The following is a 21857-nucleotide window of genomic DNA, read 5'->3' as shown; positions in this document are numbered from 1 at the left end:
CAGTGGGCCCGATGTCCTAGTGTCGAGGAAACGAGGTCGTCTTACCCATCTCCGGCGCCCAGGCGGCGCCTCGCGGCGTTGTCGTCGGCGCCGATACAACAGCGGTATCGGCGCCTCCTCCGCCTTGCGATCCATCCGCCTGGACACCGGATCCGGGCAAGGAACCCCGTTTCCGCGACACTAGCGGGAGCGTGGATCCGCGTCGGGCTGGGTCTCCCCCGCCGTGCCCTGCGCCGCCACCTCGTACGGCGACGCCCGGTGGCCGACGTGTGCCTCGTTGCGGAAGCGTTCGACGAGGTGCGGGTAGTGCAGCTCGAACGCCGGACGCTCCGAACGGATCCGCGGCAGCTCCGTGAAGTTGTGCCGCGGCGGTGGGCAGCTCGTGGCCCACTCCAGCGAGTTGCCGAAGCCCCACGGGTCGTCGGAGGTGACGACCCGTCCGTAGCGGTAGCTGCGGAAGACGTTCCAGATGAACGGAAGCGTCGAGGCACCGAGGACGAACGCACCGATCGACGAGATCGAGTTCAGGATCGTGAAGCCGTCGGTCGGGAGGTAGTCGGCGTAGCGGCGGGGCATGCCCTCGTTACCCAGCCAGTGCTGCACCAGGAACGTCAGGTGGAACCCGATGAACGTGAGCCAGAAATGGACCTTGCCCCAGGTCTCGTCCATCATCCGGCCGGTCATCTTCGGGAACCAGAAGTAGATGCCGGAGTAGGTGGCGAACACGATCGTGCCGAACAGCACGTAGTGGAAGTGCGCCACCACGAAGTAGGTGTCCGAGACGTGGAAGTCCAGCGGCGGGGACGCCAGCAGGATGCCCGTGAGGCCGCCGAAGAGGAACGTCGCCAGGAAGCCCAGCGCGAACAGCATGGGCGGCTCGAACGTGATGTGGCCCTTCCACAACGTGCCGATCCAGTTCACGAACTTGACGCCCGTGGGGACCGCGATCAGGAACGTGGTGAACGAGAAGAAGGCCAGCATCACGGCGCCGGTGGCGTACATGTGGTGCGCCCAGACCGCCACCGACAGCGCGGCGATGCCGAGCGTGGCGTAGATCAGGCCCTTGTAGCCGAAGATCGGCTTGCGGGCGAACACCGGGAAGACCTCGGACACGATGCCGAAGAACGGCAGCGCCACGATGTAGACCTCGGGGTGGCCGAAGAACCAGAACAGGTGCTGCCACAGGATGACGCCGCCGTTGTCGGGGTCGAACACGTGGCCGCCCAGGTGGCGGTCGACCAGCAGGCCGAACAGCGCGGCGGTGAGCAGCGGGAACGCGATGATGATCAGGATGGCCGTCACCAGGATGTTCCAGGTGAAGATCGGCATCCGGAACATCGTCATGCCCGGCGCGCGCATGCAGACGATCGTGGTGACGAAGTTGACGCCACCGAGGATCGTGCCCAGCCCGGACACCGCCAGACCCACGATCCACAGATCGGCACCCGCGCCCGGTGAGAACGTCACGTCCGACAGCGGCGTGTAGGCAAACCAGCCGAAGTCGGCGGCCCCACCCGGTGTCATGAAACCGCTGATGACGGTGAGCCCACCGAACAGGAAGAGCCAGTACGAGAACGCGTTGAGCCGCGGGAACGCGACGTCGGGCGCCCCGATCTGCAGCGGCACGATGTAGTTGGCGAAGCCGAACAGGATCGGCGTCGCGTACAGCAGCAACATGATCGTGCCGTGCATCGTGAACAGCTGGTTGTACTGCTCGTTCGACAGGAACTGCAGGCCCGGTACGGCCAGCTCACCCCGGATCAGCAGCGCCATCGCGCCGCCGGCCAGGAAGAACCCGAACGACGTCACCAGGTAGAGGATGGCGATGTCCTTGGGGTCCGTGGTCCGCAGCATCTTGAGCAGCACGGAACCCTTGGGGGTGCGTCTCGCCGGGTACGGGTGTCCTGCGATCGGCTTCGGTGCGACCGCGGTCAAGGTGCGACCTCCTGCGCGAGGGCTGGTGTCTGCACTGGCATTGCCTCCTGCACTGGACCTCCGCTGCACTGCCCGGCGATCGGACATATCGGGTGATCGCAGCTTAGCTCTACCAGACGTAGAGAACCCAGCCGGGTCGGGGACGGAACACCCATCTCTCGCCGAGGCCGCAATACAACCATCCCGCCCGGGGAGGGCCGGAGGGTGGTCACCCGTGACCGTGGTCGCCAGGCCCGGGCAGGGACACCTGCGGTGGGCGAGCCGGCCTACCGGGCGGCCTGGCCCAGACCGGCGAGCATGATGTCCAGCCCGCGGGCGAACAGCTCGTCGTCGCTCCACGCTTGGTCACCGAGGTGGCCGGAGGCGACCAGCGTCGGGTAGGTCGCCGGGCTGCCCTCGAGGCGCTTGCGCGCCCCCTGGCGGGCGTCGGGATCGTCGGTGCGCCGCCAGGTGGTCTCGGTGAGCGCGGATCCGATCACGTAGTTGGCGAGGCCGTGGGTGGCAGCCGCGAGCCCGACGCCCGTGAACCCGGCCCGCGCGAGCGTGGACTGGAGGCACTCGGTTCTCGCGAGCACGTTCGGTCCGAGCATCGGCCTGCCCAGCAGGCCGGGCGCCCACGGGTGACGCAACATGGCGGCCCGCCAGCCGTGGATCAGCTCACGCGCATCGGCCCGCCAGTCGTCGCTCACCTGCGGCAGCGCCACCTCGCCGAAGATGTGGTCCAGAGCGAGGTCGAGGACGTCCTCCTTGGTCGTGACGTGCCAGTAGACGGTGGTGGCGCCCACGCCGAGGTGCTCGGCGAGCCTCCGCATCGTCAGCCGGTCGGCGCCCTCCCCGTCGAGGAGTTCGACCGCACCCTCGACGATCCGGTCCCGGGTCAGCGGAGGCGAGTTGCGGTAGCGACGGGGCTCGCGCATCCACACCGAACCGGCGGTCCCGCTGGTCCGCCCACCTCGTCCGCCGGCAGATGAACGGGAATCGGTCGCGCCCACGCCCCACACCCTAGTACGGTGCACCGTCTCTAGACCAACGTTCGATAACTAGTCCAACGTTCGAGGAGTCAGGTTGACGCAATCGTCCGGCCGGTGGTGGGTGCTGGTCACGGCCGGTCTGGCACAGCTGGTCGTGGTGCTCGACTCGACGGTCGTCACCATCGCGCTCCCGTCTGCCCAGCAGGACCTGGCGATGACCGATGCATCCCGCAGCTGGGTCATCACCGCGTATGCCCTCCCCTTCGGGGGCCTGCTCCTTCTCGGGGGAGGACTCGTCGCCCGCCTGAGGCGACGCCGCGCCTTCGTCACGGGTCTCGCCGGTTTCGCCATCGCGTCGATGGTCGCCGGCTCGGCGCCCACCGCGGCGCTGCTCTTCGCCGGGCGGGCCGGGCAGGGGGTGTCCGCCGCCCTCCTGGCCCCGGCAGGCCTCGCGGTCATCTCGACGGTGTTCGTCGAACCCCGTCAGCGAAGCCTCGCGTTCGGAGTGTTCGGCGCCCTGACGGGAGCGGGAGCCGCGGTCGGCCTGCTGCTCGGCGGACTGCTCACCGAGGCCCTCGGCTGGCGCTCGTGTCTCTGGATCAACGTCCCGATCGTCGCGATCGCTGTCGCCGGTGCGTGGCTGGTGGTCCCCCGGTCAGCAGGACGAGCGGTCCGGCTCGACCTGCTCGGCACGGCGACCAGCGCCATCGGCATGAGTGCGGCGGTGTTCGGGCTCACGGAGGTCGCCACCCGCGGATGGACCGATCCGCTGGTGCAGGGATCTCTGGTGCTAGGGGTGATCGGCCTGGTCACGTTCGGCGTCGCTCAACTCAGGGTCGGCGCGCCCCTGCTGCCACCCCACGTCGTGCTCGACCGCACGCGCGGCGGCGCCTTCCTGGCGATCGGGCTGCCCCAGCTGGCGATGTTCGGGTTCTTCCTCGTGCTGACGTACTGGTTCCAGGAGATCCTGGGCTACCGGCCCCTCCAGGCCGGCCTGGCATTCCTGCCTCTCGCCGTCGCCATCGCGATCGGCTCGACCGTGATCGCGGGCGGTCTCGGCCCCCGCGTCCCCACCCGCGTTCTCATCCCGGCGGGCCTCCTGGTCATGGCGGCAGGCACGGGGCTGCTGATCGGGCTCGACCCCACCGACCCGGCTCTCTACCTCACCCGGTTCCTGCCGGCCGAAGCCCTCATCGGCCTCGGCCTCGGCTGCGCCCTCACCGCCGCGGTCAACACGTGTACCCACGGTCTCCGGCCCGACGACACCGCAGCGGCGGCCGCAGCCGTCAACGCCGTGCAGCAACTCGGCGGATCCGTCGGAACCGCCCTGCTCAACACGGTGGCCGCCATGGTCACGATGCGTGGACTGCAGCGCTCCCCGGACTTCGCGTCCTCCGATCGCCTCGTCCCGGCCACCGTCGCGGGGTTCGATGCCGCGCTCGTGACCGCGGCGACCATCCTGGCCGCCACCGCCGTCACCGTCGGGCTGGTCATCCCCCGGCGCCCACCTGCCGATCACCACTCGGCGGCCGCCCACGACGAGAACTGACCGAGAAATCGGCTACGACCACTTTCGTCCGCGGAGAAGACACCGGCGTAGTTCGTCGAATTGCGACCGATCGCGCATTCGATGCGCGCAGTGATTGACCTTGACGCCCCCGGCCGCCTCCGGCATCGTCGGAAGCGGCGCCGCCCACCGGAGAATAGCGCGCCACCAAACGAGTACCCATGAGCCGGTAACGCATACCTGCAATGAGGCAGCGGATCCGGTTCTTCGATGGGCTCCGGCAATCTCTTCGAACCGACCGAGTGGGTGCACGCGCAATCCGTCGTCCATGGCTACTGGAGGTAGTTCTTACATGGCCAGCACACTCGCCGCCGGCGCCGACACCCTCCGTGCGGCGCTGACCGGACAGCTCGTCACCCCGGAGTCGTCCGAGTACGACGACGTCAGGCGGGTGTGGAACGCCGACACCGACGGCCACCCGGCGGTGATCGTCCGGTGCGAGTCGGACGCCGACGTGGTGGCGGCGATCGGCTTCGCCCGGGACGCCGGCCTGGAGATCGCGGTGCGGGGCGGCGGCCACAGCATCGCAGGGATGTCCACCGTCGACGACGGGCTGGTCATCGACCTCAGCCTGATGAACAGCGTGCAGGTCGACCCGGCAGCCCGGCGCGTCAAGGTCGGTGGTGGTGCACTGCTCAGCGATGTGGATGCTGCCGCCCAGAAGCACGGCCTCGCCGCACCCGCCGGAATGATCAGCCACACCGGGGTGGCCGGGCTGACGCTCGGCGGCGGCCTGGGGTGGCTCACCAGAACGGCCGGGCTGAGCATCGACAACCTGGTGTCGGTACGGCTGGTCACCGCAGCCGGACAGGTGGTGCGGGCCGCCGCCGACGAGAATCCGGAGCTGTTCTGGGCCGTCCGCGGCGGCGGTGGCAACTTCGGGGTGGTCACGCAGTTCGAGTTCCGCCTCCACGAGGTCGGCCCGAACATTCGGTTCGCCATGCTGTTCTACGGTCAGGAGCAGGCCGCCGAGATGTTCCGGCTCGGCCGCGAGGTGCTGGCCGACCTGCCCCGGCAGTTCACGCTGCTGATGGCCGCGACGGACGCCCCGGCGGCTCCGTTCGTCCCCGAGCAGTTTCACAACCAGCGCGGTTACGCCATTCTGCTGGCCGACGTCAGCCCGGAGGAGGAGGGCTCCGAGGCGCACGACCAGGTGGTCGCCCGGATCCGGGAGCAGCTGCCGCCGCTGTTCGACACGGTCGGTCCGATGCCCTTCGTCGAGCTGCAGAAGCTCTCCGACGAAAGGACGGCCTGGGGCCACTACTGCTACGAGAAGAGCGCGAACTTCACCGAGCTGTCCGACGAGGTCATCGAGATCCTCGTCGCACAGGCACCGCTGCGGACCTCACCGCTGTCCATGTTCCTGATGGTCCGGCTGGACGGCGCCTACAGCGACGTTCCTGACAGCGACACCGCGTTCGGCGGTACACGCACACCCCAGTTCGGCGTGTTCATCACCGGTGTGTCGCTCGAGTACGAGGAGATGGCCACCGACCGCGACTGGGTGCGGTCCTGCTGGCAGGCTCTGCAGCCCCACGCCATCGGGATCGGCAGCTACGTCAACGCCATGTCCGAGTTCGAGGACGACCGGGTACGGGCCTCCTATGGCGAGAAATACCCCCGGCTGGCCCGGATCAAGGCCGAATACGACCCGCAGAACGTGTTCCACCGAAACCAGAACATTCTGCCCGGCTGAGCGTCCCTTACCCCGTTTCCGGACATGCGAAGATTTCTTGCGGCATAGAGTGGAGGGAAACCGCCGCACGAAACGGAGCACCCGGTGCCGGAAAACGACGTCGCATCCGCACGGCCGCTGCAGGAACAGCTCGTCGGCGCATGGGAACTGGTGTCCTACGAAGCGCGCAGCGACGACGATGGGCGGACGGTCCATCCCCTGGGCGATGACGCCTCGGGGTACGTCATGTACACCCCGGACGGTCACGTGTCGGTACAGATCATGCGACCCGGCCGGCCGCCCTACCAGGTCGCCGGCCCCGGCGACGGGACGGCCGCGGAGCGTGCCGACGCCGCGGACGGGTACCTCGCCTACTCGGGCGCGTATCGCGTCGTCGACAACTCGGTCGTCGTCCACGAGATCGACGTGAGTCTCCTGCCCAACTGGGTCGGGGAATCGCTCCACCGCAAGGTGACGCTCGACGGCCGGAGGCTGGAGCTGACCACGATCACGCCGATAGTGATCGACGGCAGACCGCACACCGCGGTGCTGATCTGGGATCGGGCGGCGGCGTCCGGCGCACGCAACGGTGGTGGCGTCCGAGCGTCCGGGAAGCGCTGACCTCGCACATCGTCCTGGTCAGGGCCTCCCGGCGCGCCGGCCCAGCACCGGGCTCAGATCGAGATCCGCTGCGCCGAGCGGCGCGAAGTGCCTCTCGACCATCGCCGGTGTCACATCGCTCAGCCGCTCCGGCGACCAGACCGGGGATCGGCTCCTGTCGATCACCGCGGCGCGGATGCCCTCGACGAGGTCGGGGCCGTCCAGGAAGCGGTAGCTCACCCGGAGATCCTGGACGAGGGTCGGTCCGAGCGCGTCGGCCTTGCCGGCCTCGCCGAGCCCGCACCAGGTGACACACAGCGCGAGCGGTGACATCCGCGTGATCGCCTCGGCCGCGGCGCGCGCGGCCGGCTCGGGGTGGGCGGCGAGCCGCTCGACCACAGCGGGCACCTCATCGGCGTCGTAGCACATGTCGATCCAGGAGCGGTGCGCCTCGAGCTCACCGTCCCCCAGCGCCGACGGTGCGACGGCCAGTGTCGCGATCGCATCGGCCGGATCCATCCGTTGCAGCAGGGGTACGAGTTGCCCCAGCCGTTCCGACGGCACGACGGCGTCGGCGAACCCTGCGCGCACGGCGTCCACCCCGCCCATCCGGGCTGCTGTCAGCGCGAGGTGCGCGCCGAGCCGCCCGGGGGCGCGCGCGAGCAGGAGCAGCCCCCCGACGTCCGGGGCGAGGCCGAGCGCGACCTCGGGCAGCGCGAGCACGGACCGCTCGGTGACGATCCGGTGGCGGATGTGGCAGCCGATTCCGATCCCGCCGCCCATCGTGATCCCGTCGAGGACGGTCACGACCGGTTTGCGGTAGTCGGCGATGAGGGCGTCGAGCAGGTACTCGGTACGCCACAGCCGTTCGGACACACCGCGCCGGTTCTGGGCGTCCTCGTAGATGACCCGAATGTCCCCACCCGCGCAGAACCCGCGGGGACCGGTGCCGTCGAGCACCACCACGTCGATCTGCGGGTCGGTTTCCCAGCGTCGCAACACCGTGTCGAGAGCGACCATCATGCGCAGGGACAGCGCGTTGATCGCCTCGGGGCGATCGAGGGTCAGTCGGCCGACCCGGCCGTGGCGGCGGACCCGGACGTGCCCGGGGTCGTCGCCGGCGTCGATGAAACCGACGAACCCATCGGATCCGCCGGAGCTGTCGGAGGGCGCCGCTGCGCTCAACCGGCTCCCGTTCCCGGAGCGGCCGCCCGATCGCCCCGCGCGACGTGCTCCTCGTAGAAGCGCCTGATGTGTTCCTCGACGAGCCGAGCGGCGCGGACGCGGTCGCGCGCCTCGATCGCCGCGATGATCCCCTCGTGTTCGTCCACGAGTTGGTCGGCCACGGCCCGCCAGTCGTCGAGCAGGGTGAACGCCGCGACCATCTCCGACTTCACCGCGGCGCGCAGCGCTTGCATCAACGTAGCGGCGAGAGCGTTGCCGGAGGTCTTGGCGATGCTCACGTGGAACTCGGCGTCCAGCTCGTTGAACTGGTCGGACGGGAGGCTGCGCGCCCGCATCCCCTCGTTGAGCTCGCGGAGCCGCGCGATGTCGTCGGCTGTGCTGTGCTGTGCGGCGCCCGCGGCAGCAGGCCCTTCCAGCTGCACGCGGATCTCGATCAGCTCGCCGAGGCTGATCTCGGCCAGCGCGACGTGCAGTCGCAGAAGGTTGCCGAGAGCCTCGGACGAACGGCCGGAGACGACCGACCCCGAGTCGCGTCCGGAACCCGCCTGTGCATCGATCACGCCCATGGCCTCGAGCGCCCGCAACGCTTCACGGACACTGGTGCGGCTCACACCGAGGATCTCGACGAGCTCGCGCTCGCTGGGGAGCTTCGCCCCGATGCGCAGCTCACCGTCCAGGATCTTGTCCTGGATCTGCGCGAGCACCTGCTCGTGGTTACGAAGCCGCCGCACCCGCTCCCACCCCGTCTCGGCGGTCACGACGCTCGCCCCACCGCAGGATCGGAGGGGCGACTGGGCTGGATGAGCACGGTGGGCTCGCCTTCTGGGGTACGGGACCCGTTGCGGAGCTGTGACGGAGCAGGACTCCGCAGCCCGCGACCCGACGGCTGTGGCGAGATCCGGCATTCCTGGCACCGTCGACGACTTCGGCAGCGTACATCAGGACCTCAATGTGGTCTAACCACGCCTGGACAACCCGGCATGTTTCTCACGCCGCGGCACGATCGGGGTGAAGTCCATGAGGCCGGATCCGTCGCCGCACCACCCCACCGGGAGCTGCTGCCGCTCGAGCAGCTCGCTCTCGAAGGCCAGGACGAGCAACAGCTCGGCGAGCGCGTCGAGGTAGGCACCGCCACAGCTGAGGTCCGGCACCGCGCCGACGTGCTCGAGCCGGCGGACGCTACGGGCGGCCCGGCGCACCGTCATCCGCGCGAGCCGCAGGAGCCCGACGGCGCTGGTGCTGCCCCCGAGCACGGCGAAATCGGCCGGCACGGGTTCGCTGCGGTGCTCGTCGACGGCGGCGAGCACCTGCTGCACGGCCGCGGCGTCGATGGCGCGATCTGAGCCGTCCGATCCGAGGGCTGACAGGTCGGTCGCGAGAGCCAGCAGGTCGCTCTGCACGTCGCGCAACAGCAGGACGAACCGGTCGGGCACCGTGCCGCTGCACAACGCCGCGCCGACCGTGGCGTTCGCCTCCTCGACCTCCCCCACCGCAGCCTCGCTCGTCGCCGCGGCCGAGTGCGTGTCCGGCGCAGACATGCCCCGCTCTCCCGTCATCGCACGACCATCCACGACAGGACGGGCGTCGACTGGAGATAGACGAGTAGGCACATCGCCGCCACGAAGAGCACCGTGGGAACCAGCACTCGGCGCAGGAGCTCGCCCTCGCGCCCGGCGAGCCCGACCGCGGCCGCGCCGATCGCGAGACTCTGCGGGCTGATCATCTTGCCGAGCACACCACCGGAGGTGTTGCCCGCGGCCAGCAGGATCGGCGAGATTCCGGTGCTGTGTCCGGCGCTGGCCTGCAGGGCACCGAAGAGCGAGTTCGACGAGGTGTCCGAGCCGGTGACGGCTGTGCCGAACCAGCCCAGCAGCGGCGCGAAGAGCGCGTAGAGGCTGCCCGCTCCGGCTAGGAACAGGCCCAGCGTCGCCGTCTGGCCGGAGAGGTTCATGACGTAGGCCAGCCCGAGGACGGCCATCACGGTCACCCCGGCGCCGCGCAGCTGATACAGCGTGTGGCCGTACGCCCGGACGAGACGCAGCGGTGAGATCCGCAGGACCGCCCCCGTGAGGAGCCCGGCTATGAGCAACACGGTGCCGGAGGCGATCAGCCAGTCGAACTTGAACATCGTCAACGAGACCGGCGCCCCAGTGGGCGTGCGGATGTCCAGTCCCGGCCACGCGAACGTCACGGTCGGCGCGGAGAGCACCGCCTTCAGCACGGGGATCACCGAGAGCACGAACAGCACGATGACGATCAGGTACGGCACGAAGGCGAGAAGAACCTGCCCGCCGCTGTCGCCGCCGGTGAGCGTGGGTCCCGCGGGCCGCGACGCCGCGCCCGGTCCCTCCGGTACGAGCCTGGCGCCCGCCGGCACGCGGCCGCCGTCCTGCCCATCGTCCGGGGTGCCTGCCGGCTGCCACACCCGCAGCAGGAGCAGCACGGAAGCCGCTGAGACCAGCGACGCCACGATGTCGACGAGCTGCACGGGTCCGTAGCTCGCCACCAGGAACTGCGCAACGGCGAACGTCACACCCGCGACGAGCCCAGCAGGCCAGGCCTCCCGCAGTCCTCGCCTGCCGTCGAGCACCACCAGCATGACGAGCGGGACGAACACCGCGAGTATCGGCACCTGGCGGCCGGTCATCGCGGCGAGGTCGTCGACAGGCAGGCCAGAGACCTGCGCGAGCGTGGTGATCGGTATCCCGACGGCCCCGAACGCGACCGGCGCGGTGTCGGCGATCAGCGCCACCGCACCGGCCTTGAGCGGCTTCATCCCGATCGCCACCAGCATCACGGCGCAGATCGCGACGGGCGCGCCGAATCCGGCCAGCGCTTCGAGCAGCGCGCCGAAGGAGAACGCGATGATGATGCCCTGTACGCGCTTGTCCGCGCTGATCCGCGCGAAGGCGCGGCGCAGCACGTCGAAGTGACCGGACTCCACCGTCAGGTGGTAGATCCAGATCGCGTTGATCACGATCCACAGGATCGGGTACAGCCCGTACGCCGCACCTTCGGCGGCAGCGTCCGCCGCGGCCGGAACGGGCATGCCGTCGACCAGCACCGCGATCACGAACGCGACCAGTAGCCCGATCAGCGACGCCAACCAGGCCCGTATCCGGAAGACCCCGAGGAGCAGGAAGAGGACGAGCAACGGGATCGCGGCGGCGAGGGCCGACCACCCGAGGCTCCCTCCGAGCGGGGCGATGACCTGCTGGTACACGACTACCTCCGACATCATCGGTGGAGTGCTGTGTCGGCCGTCGGCGCGGCCGAGGTGGGAAAGGTCAGAACACCGGCGTCTCGGTGTAGGAGCCGAAGACGCCGCGCAGCGCGCCCGTGATCTCACCCATCGACAGGTGCGCGCGTACGGCCTCGATCGTCGCGGGCATGAGGTTCGCGCTGTCGTCGCGCGCGAGAGTGAGGAGACGCTCGAGCGCCGCCTCGGCCCGCTGCGGGTCGCGGTTCTCGCGCACCTGCTTCAGGCGGCTGATCTGGCGGGCCTCCGACTCCGGGTCGAGCTTGTGGACCTCGACCTTCTGGTCGTTCTCGGCGTCGACGTACTTGTTCACGCCGATCACCGGCCGGTCGCCGCTGGCCTTGCGGCGGGCGAAGTCATAGGCGGTGTCGGAGATCTCGCGCTGGAAGAAGCCCTGCTCGATCGCCGCGACGACGCCGCCCATCTCGTCGATCCGCGCCATGTAGTCGTCGATGCCCCGCTCGAGCTCGCTGGTGAGGTTCTCGACGTAGTACGAGCCGCCCAGCGGGTCGATCACCGACGTCACACCGGTCTCGTCGGCGAGGATCTGCTGCGTGCGCAGCGCCACCTTCATCGCCAGCTCGCTCGGGATCGTGTAGGCCTCGTCCAGCCCGTTGGTATGCAGCGACTGCGCGCCGCCGAGCACGGCCGACAGCGCCTGCAGTGCTGTACGGACGATGTTGTTGAGCGGCTGGGGCTTCGTCAGCGTCGCCGCGGCGGTCTGCGCGTGGAACCGCAGCCGCATCGACTGCGGGTTCGTCGCGCCGAAGCGCTCGCGCATCATCTTCGCGTAGTAGCGGCGCACCGCACGGAATTTCGCGACCTCCTCGAAGAGGTCGGCCTGGCTCACGAAGAAGAACGACAGGCGCGAGGCGAAGCTGTCGACGTCCACACCTGCGGCGACGACGTCCTCCACGTAGGCCCGCGTGACGGCCATGGTGAAGGCGATCTCCTGCAGCGCGTTGGCCCCGGCCTCGCTGATGTGGTAGCCGCTGATGTTGACCGGGTTGTACCGGGCCATGTGCTCCGAGCAGTAGACGACGGTGTCGCGCACGATCCGCATGCTGGGGCGGATCGGGAACACCCACTCCTTCTGCGCGATGTACTCCTTGAGGATGTCGTTCTGGATCGTCCCGGAGAGCTTGTCCAGATCGCAGCCGCGGTCCTGCGCGACGGCCACGTACATCGCCAGCAGGATCCAGGCCGACGGGTTGATCGTCATGGAGACGCTGATCTTCTCCAGGTCGATCCCGTCGAACAGCGCCTCCATGTCCGGGAGCACGTCGATCGCCACGCCCTCGCGCCCCACCTCGCCGAGGCTCATCGGGTCGTCGCTGTCCAGGCCCATCAGCGTCGGCATGTCGAAGTCGACCGACAGCCCCGTCTGCCCCTGCTCGATCAGGTACCGGAACCGCGCGTTGGTCTCCTCCGCCTGCCCGAACCCGGCGATCTGGCGCATCGTCCAGTTCCGGCCGCGGTACATCGTCGGGTAGGGCCCGCGGGTGTAGGGGTAGCGCCCGGGCAGCCCGATCTCGTCCCAGCTCTCGGGGAGGTCGGCGGGGGTGTAGACGCGCCTGACCGGCAGCCCGCTCCCGCTGCGGTACTCCTCGCGGGACTCCGGGGCGCGCGCCACGAACGCGGCGAGCTCGTCGCCCTCCCAGTCCGCCACGTCGTCGGTGACGGCCTTGATCAGCTCGTCGCCCGCCAGACTGCGGGTGGAGTCGGATCGGCTGTCGCTCATGGTGCTCCTCACTGATGTCTCGCCGCCTGAGATCAGGGCCTGCCGACCAGCCGCCGCGCTGCGCTCACGGGGTCACACCGACGTTCGGTGACCGCGTCCACGGCTTTGTCGAAGTCGGGTAGGCCGGGCCGGAGCCGTTCGAGTACCAGCTCCTCGGCCATCCAGCGGATGCGTGTGGCAGCGTTGCGCCGCTCGCGCGCCAGTCCTTCTCCGCTGCGTTCCATCCACGTCCGGTGCTCGTCGAACCGATCGGCCAGATCGGGCACCCCCGCTCCGGTCGCGGCGACCGTCTGCACGATCGGCACGTTCCACTGGCCGGCCTCGCGATGGGACAGCCGCAGCATCTCGCGCAGTTCCGCGACGACCTTGTGCGCGCCCTCGCGGTCGGACTTGTTGACGACGTGCACGTCGGCGATCTCCAGCAGACCGGCCTTGATGGCCTGCACGTCGTCGCCCATCCCGGGCACGCTGACCACGGCCACCGACTGGGCCGCGCTGATCACGTCGACCTCGGCCTGGCCCACGCCGACCGTCTCGAGGATGATCACGTCCTTCCCCGCGGCGGCGAGCACGGTGATCCCGTCGAGAGCAGCGCGTGAGAGCCCGCCCAGGGCGCCACGGGTGGCGATCGACCGGATGAACACGCCCCGGTCGCCGGACAGCTCCGACATCCGGATCCGGTCGCCGAGGATGGCGCCGCCGGTGAACACGCTCGACGGGTCGATCGCGATGATCCCCACGGTGCGGTCACGTCTGCGGTACTCAGCGGTCAGAGCGCTGACGAGCGTCGACTTCCCGCTGCCCGGCGGACCCGTGACGCCGAGCACGTGAGCGCCGCGAGCGACGGCATGGAGCTGCGCCAGCATCTCGTTCACCCCGGCCGAGCGCCGCTCGACGAGGGTCAGGGCCCGGGCGACGGCGGCCGGATCACCGTCCAGGATCCGGGCGACGAGGCTGCGCCCGCTGGTCGTCATGCGGTCCCGCCGGCACCTGTCCGCAGGATCTCCCCGAGCAGGTCCCGATCGTCGATCACGCGCCGTGCCTTGAAATCGGTGCGCGGCAGGGTGTTGTGCTGCACCGGGACGACGTTCGCCCCGACGCCGAGCACGTGCCGGAGCCGGCCGGAGAGCCGGTCGGCCAACTCCTGGCAGGCGTCCGCATCGAGCCCCGGATGGTGCTCCACCTGCACGGCGAGCACGTCCATCGCCGTCCCGCGGCTGATGACGATCCGGTGCTCCCCGCCGTAACCGGGGTCGGCCATGACCACGTCGTCGATCGCGCTGGGATAGATGTTCTCCCCGCGGATGATGAACATGTCGTCGATGCGCCCGTAGATGCCGCGGGGCAGGTGCGGGTAGGTCCGGCCGCGGTCGGGCGACGGGGCTTCCCAGCGCGTCAGGTCGCCCGACAGCAGCCGGATCATCGGCTGGCTGGTGCGTTCAAGGGTCGTGTAGACGGGCGTGCCCTCGGTGCCGTAGGGCACCCGCCGCATCGACACCGGGTCGCACACCTCGGTGTAGACGAGGTCCTGCCAGCACAGCACGCCCGGTTCGGTGGAACCGGAGCCGAGATGCATCCACGGGCTGACCTCGGCCATGCTGCCCGAGTCGTGGACGTCGGCGGCGAAGGCCTCGGCGATGCGCGAGCGGATCGACGGCACGCTCGCTCCGGGCTCACCGGAGAAGAACAGCTTCCGCAGGCCGAGCCCGGCCGGGTCGACGCCCTCCTGCCGTGCCGTCTCCGCCAGGTGCAGGGCGTAGGACGGCGTGCCGTAGAAGACGGTCGCGCCCATCTGGCGCATCCACTGGACGGTCCGCGCGGTCTGGCCCGTCTGGCCCGCCCCGAACGGGAACACGCGCGCGCCGAGCCGCTCCGCTCCGATGTAGGCACCCCACGAGCCCCAGTACAGGCTCAGTGGCGACCCGACGATCACGGTGTCCTCCGGCCGGATCCCCATCGCCCACATCACCCGGGCATGGGCGTTGGCCACGCTGCGCCAGTCGCGCTCGCTGATCCCGAACGCCGTGGGCCGTCCCGTCGTGCCCGACGTGCCGTTGATGTGCTTGACCTCGGCCGGGTCGACGCACAGGTAGCTGCCGAAGGGCTCGTGCGCCGCCTGGTCGGCGCGAAGCTCGGCCTTGAGTACCACCGGGACCTTCTCGAAGTCCTCCAGCGAGGCGATCGACGACGGGTGGATCCCCGCCTCGTCCCACTTGCGCCGGTAGAACGGCGAGCTGTCCCAGGCGTAGTGCATCACCTCGCGGATCCGGGCCAGGATCGCCTCGTCGCGCTCGTGCGCCGGCATCGTCTCGCGGCGGGGGAACCAGTGCTCCTGATCGGCGGGCGGACGGTAGGTCTCGTCGTAGCGCGGTGGCCAGGACCATTGCTCCATCACGCGTCCCTCCCCGTCACGCTGCCGACGGCCCGGTCGCGGGCGAGGCGCCGGATCGTCGTCACGATGGTGTCGGGAGTGGTGTCCTGCCCCAGGACCTCGGCCACGCCCATCTCGCGCAGCGCCGCCTCGTCCTCGTCCGGCATCACGCCACCGGCGACGATCGAGAAGGTCGGCCGGTCGGGCATCTCGGCGAGGAGCGCGAAGATCTTCGTGAAGATCGGCATGTGGGCGCCGGACAGGAGGCTCACGCCGAGGACGTCCACGTCCTCCTGCACGGCTGCCTCGAGCACCTGCTCCGGACTCCGGTGCAGGCCCGTGTAGATGACCTCCATACCGGCGTCGCGCAACGTGCGGGCCACCACTTTCACCCCACGGTCGTGCCCGTCGAGGCCGATCTTGGCCAACATGACGCGGATGGGCTGTTCTCCGTCGTCGGAGTCCACGGCGCCTCCTTACTCGGCCTGACCGCTATGTGGTTAGACCATAAGTGGCCGTTCACCTTCTCGCAACGGTGCGACGACAGTTGTGGTCAGACCACAGCGTTGCTAGCGTTCAGGCCACCCGATGGCAGCGTCCGGCCATGCCGAGGGAGGGGACGCGATGCTGCGGAATGAGCACGCGGAGGTGCGGAGGATCGCGCCACTGTCGCAGGTCGTGTCCGAGGTCGAGACGCAGCTCCTGCAGGTCGGACCGCGGGTGGGCGCAACGGCTCCCACCGAGGACGAGCTCGTCGCCGATCTGCGTGTGAGTCGCCGCAACGCCCGGGACGCCCTCGCGGTCCTCGAACTGTTCGGCGTGGTCGACGCCGGGGGCGCGCTCGCGAGCACGTCCGGACCGGAGAACGGAATCGGACGGCTGCTGAGGCTCTCGCTCCGATGCGCACAGATCCCGGCCGATGAACTGCTGGCCGTCCGCACGCGGCTCGAACGCACGGCATCCGCGCGCGCCGCCGTCAGCGCCGCGGACGACGACAAGGCCGAGCTGCGCGAGCTCGCGACCGAGATGGCGCACCCCCGCATCCCGCCGGATCGGTTCCAGGATCTCGACACGGCGTTCCATCTCGTGATCGCCCGCGCATCGGGAAGCCACTTGTGCGCTCAGCTCATGCTCGGACTGCGCGACGCCATGGCCGATCAGATGGCGTCCCGCTTCGCGGCCGTCGAGAACTGGCCGGAGACCGCGAAGCGGCTCAGCCGCGAGCACCAGGGGGTGACCGTGGCGATCACCCACGGCCTCGACGGCCTCGCAGCGCGGCGCGTCGAAGCCCATCTGCACGGCTTCTACCAGGGATGGGGCGCGTCCCGACCGGCGTGACGCTCATGGGCGTGCTCACGCATCGGGGAGCCCGGCGAGAATCTCTGCGGAGTCATCAGACGAATTCCGGCGTCGTACGATCACGCTCGGCGCCACGGCGGCTGAAGGGCCTCACATGAGCATCGACGACGACGTCATCTCCGCGGAGCAGCACCGCAGCCGGGCCGATCGATCGCCGGCACCGGGCACGGCCGACCGCATCCACAGCCTGCGCCTGCGCAGCGTGCGGCTACCGCTGCCGACGCCGATCAGCGATGCGAAGGTCCTCACCGGACGCCAGCGGCCCATGACCGAGGTCGCGATGCTGTTCGCCGAGGTCACCACCACCGACGGCATCACAGGTCTCGGCTTCAGCTACTCCAAGCGCGCCGGCGGGCCGGCTCAGTTCGCGCATGTCCGCGAGGTCGCTCCGGTGCTGATCGGTGAGGATCCGAACGACATCGCCCGCCTCTGGACCAAGCTCGTCTGGGCGGGCGCCTCCGTCGGCCGTAGCGGCGCGTCCACACAGGCGATCGCCGCGATCGACAACGCCCTGTACGACGTGAAGGCCAAGCGGGCCGGTCTCTCGCTGGCGAAGTTGCTGGGTGCGCAGCGCGAGAGCATCCGCTGCTACAACACCTCGGGAGGCTTCCTCCACACGCCGATCGAGGGCGTGCTCGAGAACGCGAGTGCCTCGCTCGCCCGCGGGATCGGCGGCATCAAGCTCAAGGTCGGCCAGCCCGATCCGGCGATCGACCTCGCCCGCGTCGCCGCCGTACGGGAGCACGTGGGCGTCGGGGTGCCGCTCATGGTGGACGCGAACCAGCAATGGGACCGCGCCACCGCACTGCGCGTCGGGCGCACGCTCGAGGAGTTCGACCTGGTGTGGATCGAGGAGCCCCTCGACGCCTACGACGTCACCGGCCACGCCCGGCTCGCCGCGGCGCTCGACACCCCCGTCGCCTCCGGCGAGATGCTCACCAGCGTGCGCGAGCACGTCGAGTTGATCACCGCCGGGGCGGTCGACACGATCCAGCCCGACGCACCGCGCATCGGCGGAATCACGCAGTTCATGAAGCTCCTGGTGCTCGCGGACGAGGCGGGCCTGGCACTCGCCCCACATTTCGCGATGGAGCTCCACGTGCATCTGGCGGCCACCTACCCCACCGAACCGTGGGTCGAGCACTTCGAGTGGCTGGAGCCGCTGTTCGAGGAGCGCATCGAGATCGCCGACGGCCGCATGGTCGTGCCGAACCGGCCGGGCATCGGCCTCACGCTCAGCGACAAGGTGCTGGGGTGGACCGTCGGCGACGTCACGATCGCCGAGTAGGACGCGCCGCGACGCACGAGCTACCAGGAGCCGAGCCTACGTTCGAAGTCCGGCCGGAACCGGCGCATGTAGCCGGTGTCGTCGCGAGAGTGCAGACCGGACGCGAGGTACTGCTCGTGCAGCGTGCCGATCGCGTCCTCGTCGAGCTCGACGCCCAGCCCGGGCCCGTCCGGCACGGCGACCGCGCCGTCGGCGAACGTCAGCGCACCGGGCCGCACCACGTCCTCCGTCTTCCACGGCCAGTGGGTGTCGCAGGCGTAGGTGAGGTTCGGGGTGGCCGCTGCGAGGTGCGTCATCGCCGCGAGCGAGATGCCGAGGTGGGAGTTCGAGTGCATCGACAGCCCGAGGCCGAACGTGTCGCAGGTGCCGGCGAGCAGCTGTGAGCGTCGCATCCCGCCCCAGAAGTGGTGGTCGCTGAGCACGACCTGCACCGCATCGGCCGCGATCGCCGGCGGTAGCTGATCGAACGCCACGACCGCCATGTTCGTGGCGAGCGGCATCGGCGCCTCCGCCGCCACGCGTGCCATCCCCCTGATCCCCGGCGACGGGTCCTCCAGGTACTCGACGAGTCCGTCGAGCGCCTTCGCGACCCTGATGCCGGTCTCGACCGTCCACGCGGCGTTGGGATCCAGGCGCAGAGGCACGCCCGGGAACTCCGCGGCCAGCCCGTGAATCGTCTCGATCTCCTCGTCCGGCGGCAGCACCCCGCCCTTGAGCTTGATCGCGGTGAAGCCCCAGTTGTCGATCATGCGCCGGGCCTGCTCGACGAGCTGCTCCGGTGTGAGTGCCTCGCCCCACTCGTCGGCGTCGGCGCCCGGATGCTCTGCCCACTTGTAGAAGAGGTAGGCGCTGTAGGGCACCACGTCGCGCACGCGGCCGCCCAGCAGATCGACGACAGGGCGTCCGGTCATCTTGCCCGCCAGGTCGAGGCAGGCGACCTCGAACGGCGAGAACACCCGGTCGACGGTGCTCGCGCCGTTGATCATGGCGGCCACACCGTCGCCGCCCGCGGAGCCGGACCGGCCCAGCACGTCGCGCACGAGCCACAGCAGGCGGCTGGTCTCGAACGCGTCGACGCCCGGCAGAGCAGCCGCCACGGCGTTCAGGCGTTCGAGGTGGGCGTCATCAGCGTAGGTCTCACCGAGGCCGACCAGTCCGTCGTCGGTGTACACACGCACGATCGCCCGCAACGCGAACGGCTCGTGCACCCCGACCGCGTTGAGCAGCGGCGGGTCGGCGAACGCGACGGGCGTGACGTCGACCCGGCTGATCCGTGCGGTCGCGCCCACCCGCTCGGCCTGGGACAAGAACCGCCCGTTCATCTGCCCTCCTCGTCGCCCCGGCCGCCGCCGGGCGGCATGTCCTCCACATCCGATGAGGATCTTGACGAGCGGGAGGAGCACCACAAGCAACACGATCATCGCGATGATGCCATTGAGCTCGTCGCGTTGCCGATGCTGCGCGCGCATCATTCGATGCCGAGAAGCACTTAGACGGCCATCGGCACCCGACCTACAGTGACGTGACCGGCCGTTCACCCCCACGACGTCGTGACTCCCCGGAGGTAGGCACACGTGCCCGCACCAGCCCCTTCCGCACTGGCCGCAGCACTCGGCGCCGGGCTCCTGTCGTTCCCCGTCACGCACTTCACCACCGATCTCGAGTTCGACGAGCCCGCGTATCGCAAGCACCTCGGCTGGCTCGCGGGGTACGACGTGGCCGGCCTCTTCGCGGCCGGGGGCACGGGCGAGTTCTTCTCCCTCTCCCCCACCGAGGTCGACCGGGTCGTACGCGCGGCCGTCTCGGAGGTCGGGGGCGCCGTGCCGGTGCTCGCGCCCGCCGGCCACGGCACCGTGATCGCCGTCGAGCAGGCAAGAGCAGCCGAGGCCGCAGGAGCCTCCGGCGTGCTGCTCTTCCCGCCTTACCTGACCGAGGCGCCCCAGGACGGCATCGTCGCCCACGTCAAGGCCGTCTGCGCGGCCACCGATCTCGGAGTCGTCTTCTACAACCGTGCGAACGCCCGTATCGGCGTCGATGCACTCGCCCAGCTGGCCGATGCCTGCCCGAACCTCGTCGGGTTCAAGGACGGCGTCGGGGACATCGAGCTGATGACCCGGGTCTATGCGCGCTTCGGCGACAGGTTCACCTACATCGGCGGCCTCCCGACAGCCGAGACGTTCGCCTTGCCCTACCTCCAGCTCGGCGTCACCACCTACTCCTCGGCGATCTTCAACTTCGTACCGCGGTTCGCGCTCGACTTCTTCGCCGACGTACGCACAGGCGACCGCGCCGCGGTCTATCGGAGGCTCAACGACTTCGTGCTGCCCTACCTCGACATCCGCGACCGCCGGAAGGGCTACGCGGTGTCGATCATCAAGGCCGGGCTCACCGCCGTCGGTCGGTCCGGTGGGCCCGTGCGACCCCCGCTCACCGACCTCACTGCAGAAGAGAGGTCCGCGCTCACCGAGCTTGTGCAGCGCATTGCCCCGCAGGCATGACCAGCGGCAGGCCGACCCTCGACGCGGTTGAGGTCGTGCCCGTGGCCGGCCACGACAGCATGTTGCTGAACCTCAGCGGCGCCCACGGCCCGTTCTTCACCCGGAACATCGTGATCCTCACCGACAGCACCGGCCGCACGGGCCTCGGTGAGACGCCGGGCGGATCCGCCATCCAGCGCACCATCGAGCAGGCCGGGACCGACCTGATCGGAGAGTCGATCGGCGAGTACCGCTCGCTGCTGCGCCGCGTGACCGAGCGGTACGGCCACCGCGACGCAGCCGGACGCGGCGAGCAGACCTTCGACCTGCGCACCACCGTGCACGCCGTCACCGCCCTCGAATCGGCGCTGCTCGACCTGACCGGTCAGCACTACGGGGTGCCCGTGGCCGAACTGCTCGGCGACGGACGGGTCCGCGACCAGGTGCCGGTGCTCGGGTACCTCTTCTACATCGGCGACCGCACGGCCACCGACCTGCCCTACGCCGCGGGCGACGAGGGCGGCGACACCTGGGCGCGTATCCGCCGGGATCCCGCGCTCGACCCGGACGGCGTGGTGCGCCTCGCCGAGGCGGCGCGCGACCGCTACGGCTTCCGGGACTTCAAGCTGAAGGGTGGGGTGTTCACCGGCGCCGCCGAAGCGGACGCGGTATCGGCGCTGAAGGAGCGCTTCCCCGATGCGCGGATCACCCTCGACCCCAACGGCGCATGGCTGCTCGACGACGCGATCCGGCTCGGCCGCCGCCTGGCGGACGTGCTCGCGTACGCGGAGGATCCGTGCGGCCGCGAGGGAGCGTTCTCCGGCCGGGAGACGATGGCCGAGTTCCGGCGTGCGACCGGGCTCCCGACCGCCACGAACATGATCGCCACGAGCTGGCGGGAGCTCCACCACGCCGTGAAGGCGGACGCGGTCGACATCCCCCTCGCCGACCCGCACTTCTGGACGATGGCCGGGTCCGTGCGCGTCGCGCAGCTCTGCGCCGACTGGGGGCTCACGTGGGGCTCGCACTCCAACAACCACTTCGACATCTCCCTCGCGATGCTGGCCCACGTCGGCGCCGCCGCACCCGGCGCGATCACCGCCCTCGACACCCACTGGATCTGGCAGGACGGCGAGCACCTGCTCACCGACCCGCCGCAGATCATCGACTCGCACCTGGAAGTGCCCGCCGGCCCCGGCCTCGGCGTCACTCTCGACCGCGCGGCACTGGCCCGGGCGCACGATCTGCACCGGGAGCACGGACTCGGTGCCGGCGACGACGCCGTGGCGATGCGGCAGCTCGTGGACGGGTGGACCTTCGATCCCAAGCGCCCGTCGTTCGTGCGCTGATCTCCCGGCTCGGACACTAGCGACGTCGCAGCCCGTCGCGCGTCCTCGCAGCACGCCAGGCTTTGCGAGGTCACCCCGGG

The 21857-nt window shown here is 70.0% G+C and carries 18 protein-coding genes; 7 read left to right on the top strand and 11 right to left on the bottom strand.

Translation table 11 applies throughout. The annotated features are described in order from the left end of the window. Positions 1-180 precede the first annotated feature (180 nt). A complete protein-coding gene (ctaD, locus tag MMF94_RS30805; RefSeq protein WP_241040921.1) occupies positions 181-1935 on the bottom strand; it encodes an aa3-type cytochrome oxidase subunit I in 1755 nt (584 codons plus the stop codon). A gap of 266 nt (positions 1936-2201) precedes the next feature. Next, the gene (locus MMF94_RS30800; protein ID WP_241040920.1) at positions 2202-2852 is read right to left on the bottom strand and encodes a TetR/AcrR family transcriptional regulator C-terminal domain-containing protein; all 651 of its coding nucleotides are present in this window, start codon (positions 2850-2852) and stop codon (positions 2202-2204) included. A 148-nt stretch (positions 2853-3000) separates the two neighbouring features. Between MMF94_RS30800 and MMF94_RS30795 the strand changes: the two genes are divergently transcribed. From MMF94_RS30795 to MMF94_RS30785, 3 genes are all read left to right on the top strand, one after another. Then, complete coding sequence (locus tag MMF94_RS30795) at positions 3001-4455, top strand: MFS transporter (protein WP_241040918.1); 1455 nt, start codon at positions 3001-3003, stop codon at positions 4453-4455. A gap of 310 nt (positions 4456-4765) precedes the next feature. Continuing rightward, the gene (locus tag MMF94_RS30790) at positions 4766-6169 is read left to right on the top strand and encodes an FAD-binding oxidoreductase (RefSeq protein WP_241040917.1); all 1404 of its coding nucleotides are present in this window, start codon (positions 4766-4768) and stop codon (positions 6167-6169) included. 84 nt (positions 6170-6253) lie between these two features. Next, positions 6254-6769, top strand: a complete 516-nt coding sequence (locus MMF94_RS30785; RefSeq protein WP_241040916.1) for a lipocalin-like domain-containing protein — start codon at positions 6254-6256, stop codon at positions 6767-6769. A gap of 18 nt (positions 6770-6787) precedes the next feature. On the opposite strand, the gene MMF94_RS30780 is transcribed toward MMF94_RS30785, so the two are convergent. The 8 genes from MMF94_RS30780 to MMF94_RS30745 all read right to left on the bottom strand — a co-directional run bounded on the left by MMF94_RS30780 (position 6788) and on the right by MMF94_RS30745 (position 15771). Beyond that, positions 6788-7933, bottom strand: coding sequence for an enoyl-CoA hydratase/isomerase family protein (locus MMF94_RS30780; RefSeq protein WP_241040915.1), 1146 nt, complete (start codon positions 7931-7933; stop codon positions 6788-6790). Continuing rightward, positions 7930-8691, bottom strand: a complete 762-nt coding sequence (locus tag MMF94_RS30775) for a FadR/GntR family transcriptional regulator (RefSeq protein WP_241040914.1) — start codon at positions 8689-8691, stop codon at positions 7930-7932. The genes MMF94_RS30780 and MMF94_RS30775 overlap by 4 nt, the downstream gene beginning before the upstream one ends. 198 nt (positions 8692-8889) lie before the next feature. Further along, complete coding sequence (locus tag MMF94_RS30770; RefSeq protein ID WP_241040913.1) at positions 8890-9471, bottom strand: hypothetical protein; 582 nt, start codon at positions 9469-9471, stop codon at positions 8890-8892. A gap of 14 nt (positions 9472-9485) precedes the next feature. Further along, positions 9486-11174, bottom strand: coding sequence for an L-lactate permease (locus MMF94_RS30765; RefSeq protein WP_241040912.1), 1689 nt, complete (start codon positions 11172-11174; stop codon positions 9486-9488). Between the two features lie 46 nt (positions 11175-11220). After that, positions 11221-12933 (bottom strand): methylmalonyl-CoA mutase family protein, encoded by a 1713-nt coding sequence (locus tag MMF94_RS30760; RefSeq protein WP_241040911.1) that lies wholly within the window; start codon positions 12931-12933, stop codon positions 11221-11223. 32 nt (positions 12934-12965) lie between these two features. Then, positions 12966-13907: a methylmalonyl Co-A mutase-associated GTPase MeaB gene (meaB, locus tag MMF94_RS30755; RefSeq protein WP_241040910.1), complete on the bottom strand. Its 942-nt coding sequence runs from the start codon at positions 13905-13907 to the stop codon at positions 12966-12968. Continuing rightward, positions 13904-15325 (bottom strand): phenylacetate--CoA ligase family protein, encoded by a 1422-nt coding sequence (locus tag MMF94_RS30750; RefSeq protein ID WP_241041019.1) that lies wholly within the window; start codon positions 15323-15325, stop codon positions 13904-13906. The genes meaB and MMF94_RS30750 overlap by 4 nt, the downstream gene beginning before the upstream one ends. Beyond that, positions 15325-15771, bottom strand: coding sequence for a cobalamin B12-binding domain-containing protein (locus MMF94_RS30745; RefSeq protein ID WP_241040909.1), 447 nt, complete (start codon positions 15769-15771; stop codon positions 15325-15327). The genes MMF94_RS30750 and MMF94_RS30745 overlap by 1 nt, the downstream gene beginning before the upstream one ends. A gap of 157 nt (positions 15772-15928) precedes the next feature. Between MMF94_RS30745 and MMF94_RS30740 the strand changes: the two genes are divergently transcribed. Both MMF94_RS30740 and MMF94_RS30735 read left to right on the top strand, forming a co-directional pair. Then, the gene (locus MMF94_RS30740; RefSeq protein WP_241040908.1) at positions 15929-16642 is read left to right on the top strand and encodes a FadR/GntR family transcriptional regulator; all 714 of its coding nucleotides are present in this window, start codon (positions 15929-15931) and stop codon (positions 16640-16642) included. A gap of 115 nt (positions 16643-16757) precedes the next feature. Continuing rightward, a complete protein-coding gene (locus tag MMF94_RS30735) occupies positions 16758-17951 on the top strand; it encodes an L-talarate/galactarate dehydratase (RefSeq protein ID WP_241040907.1) in 1194 nt (397 codons plus the stop codon). 20 nt (positions 17952-17971) lie between these two features. Here the strand turns inward: MMF94_RS30735 and MMF94_RS30730 are convergent, their stop codons facing one another. Beyond that, a complete protein-coding gene (locus MMF94_RS30730) occupies positions 17972-19273 on the bottom strand; it encodes a glucarate dehydratase family protein (protein WP_241040906.1) in 1302 nt (433 codons plus the stop codon). 252 nt (positions 19274-19525) lie between these two features. Between MMF94_RS30730 and kdgD the strand changes: the two genes are divergently transcribed. Together kdgD and MMF94_RS30720 are read left to right on the top strand one after the other, a co-directional pair. Next, on the top strand, positions 19526-20449 hold the full coding sequence (gene kdgD, locus MMF94_RS30725; protein WP_241040904.1) for a 5-dehydro-4-deoxyglucarate dehydratase: 924 nt from the start codon (positions 19526-19528) through the stop codon (positions 20447-20449). After that, positions 20446-21777, top strand: coding sequence for a glucarate dehydratase family protein (locus MMF94_RS30720; RefSeq protein WP_241040902.1), 1332 nt, complete (start codon positions 20446-20448; stop codon positions 21775-21777). Before kdgD ends, MMF94_RS30720 begins: the two co-directional genes overlap by 4 nt. Positions 21778-21857: the final 80 nt, after the last annotated feature.

This window comes from Pseudonocardia alaniniphila, assembly GCF_022524485.1.
Taxonomy (GTDB): domain Bacteria; phylum Actinomycetota; class Actinomycetes; order Mycobacteriales; family Pseudonocardiaceae; genus Pseudonocardia; species Pseudonocardia alaniniphila.
Note: the sequence above shows the minus strand (reverse complement) of the source record. Positions and strands in the feature narration are given on the sequence as shown.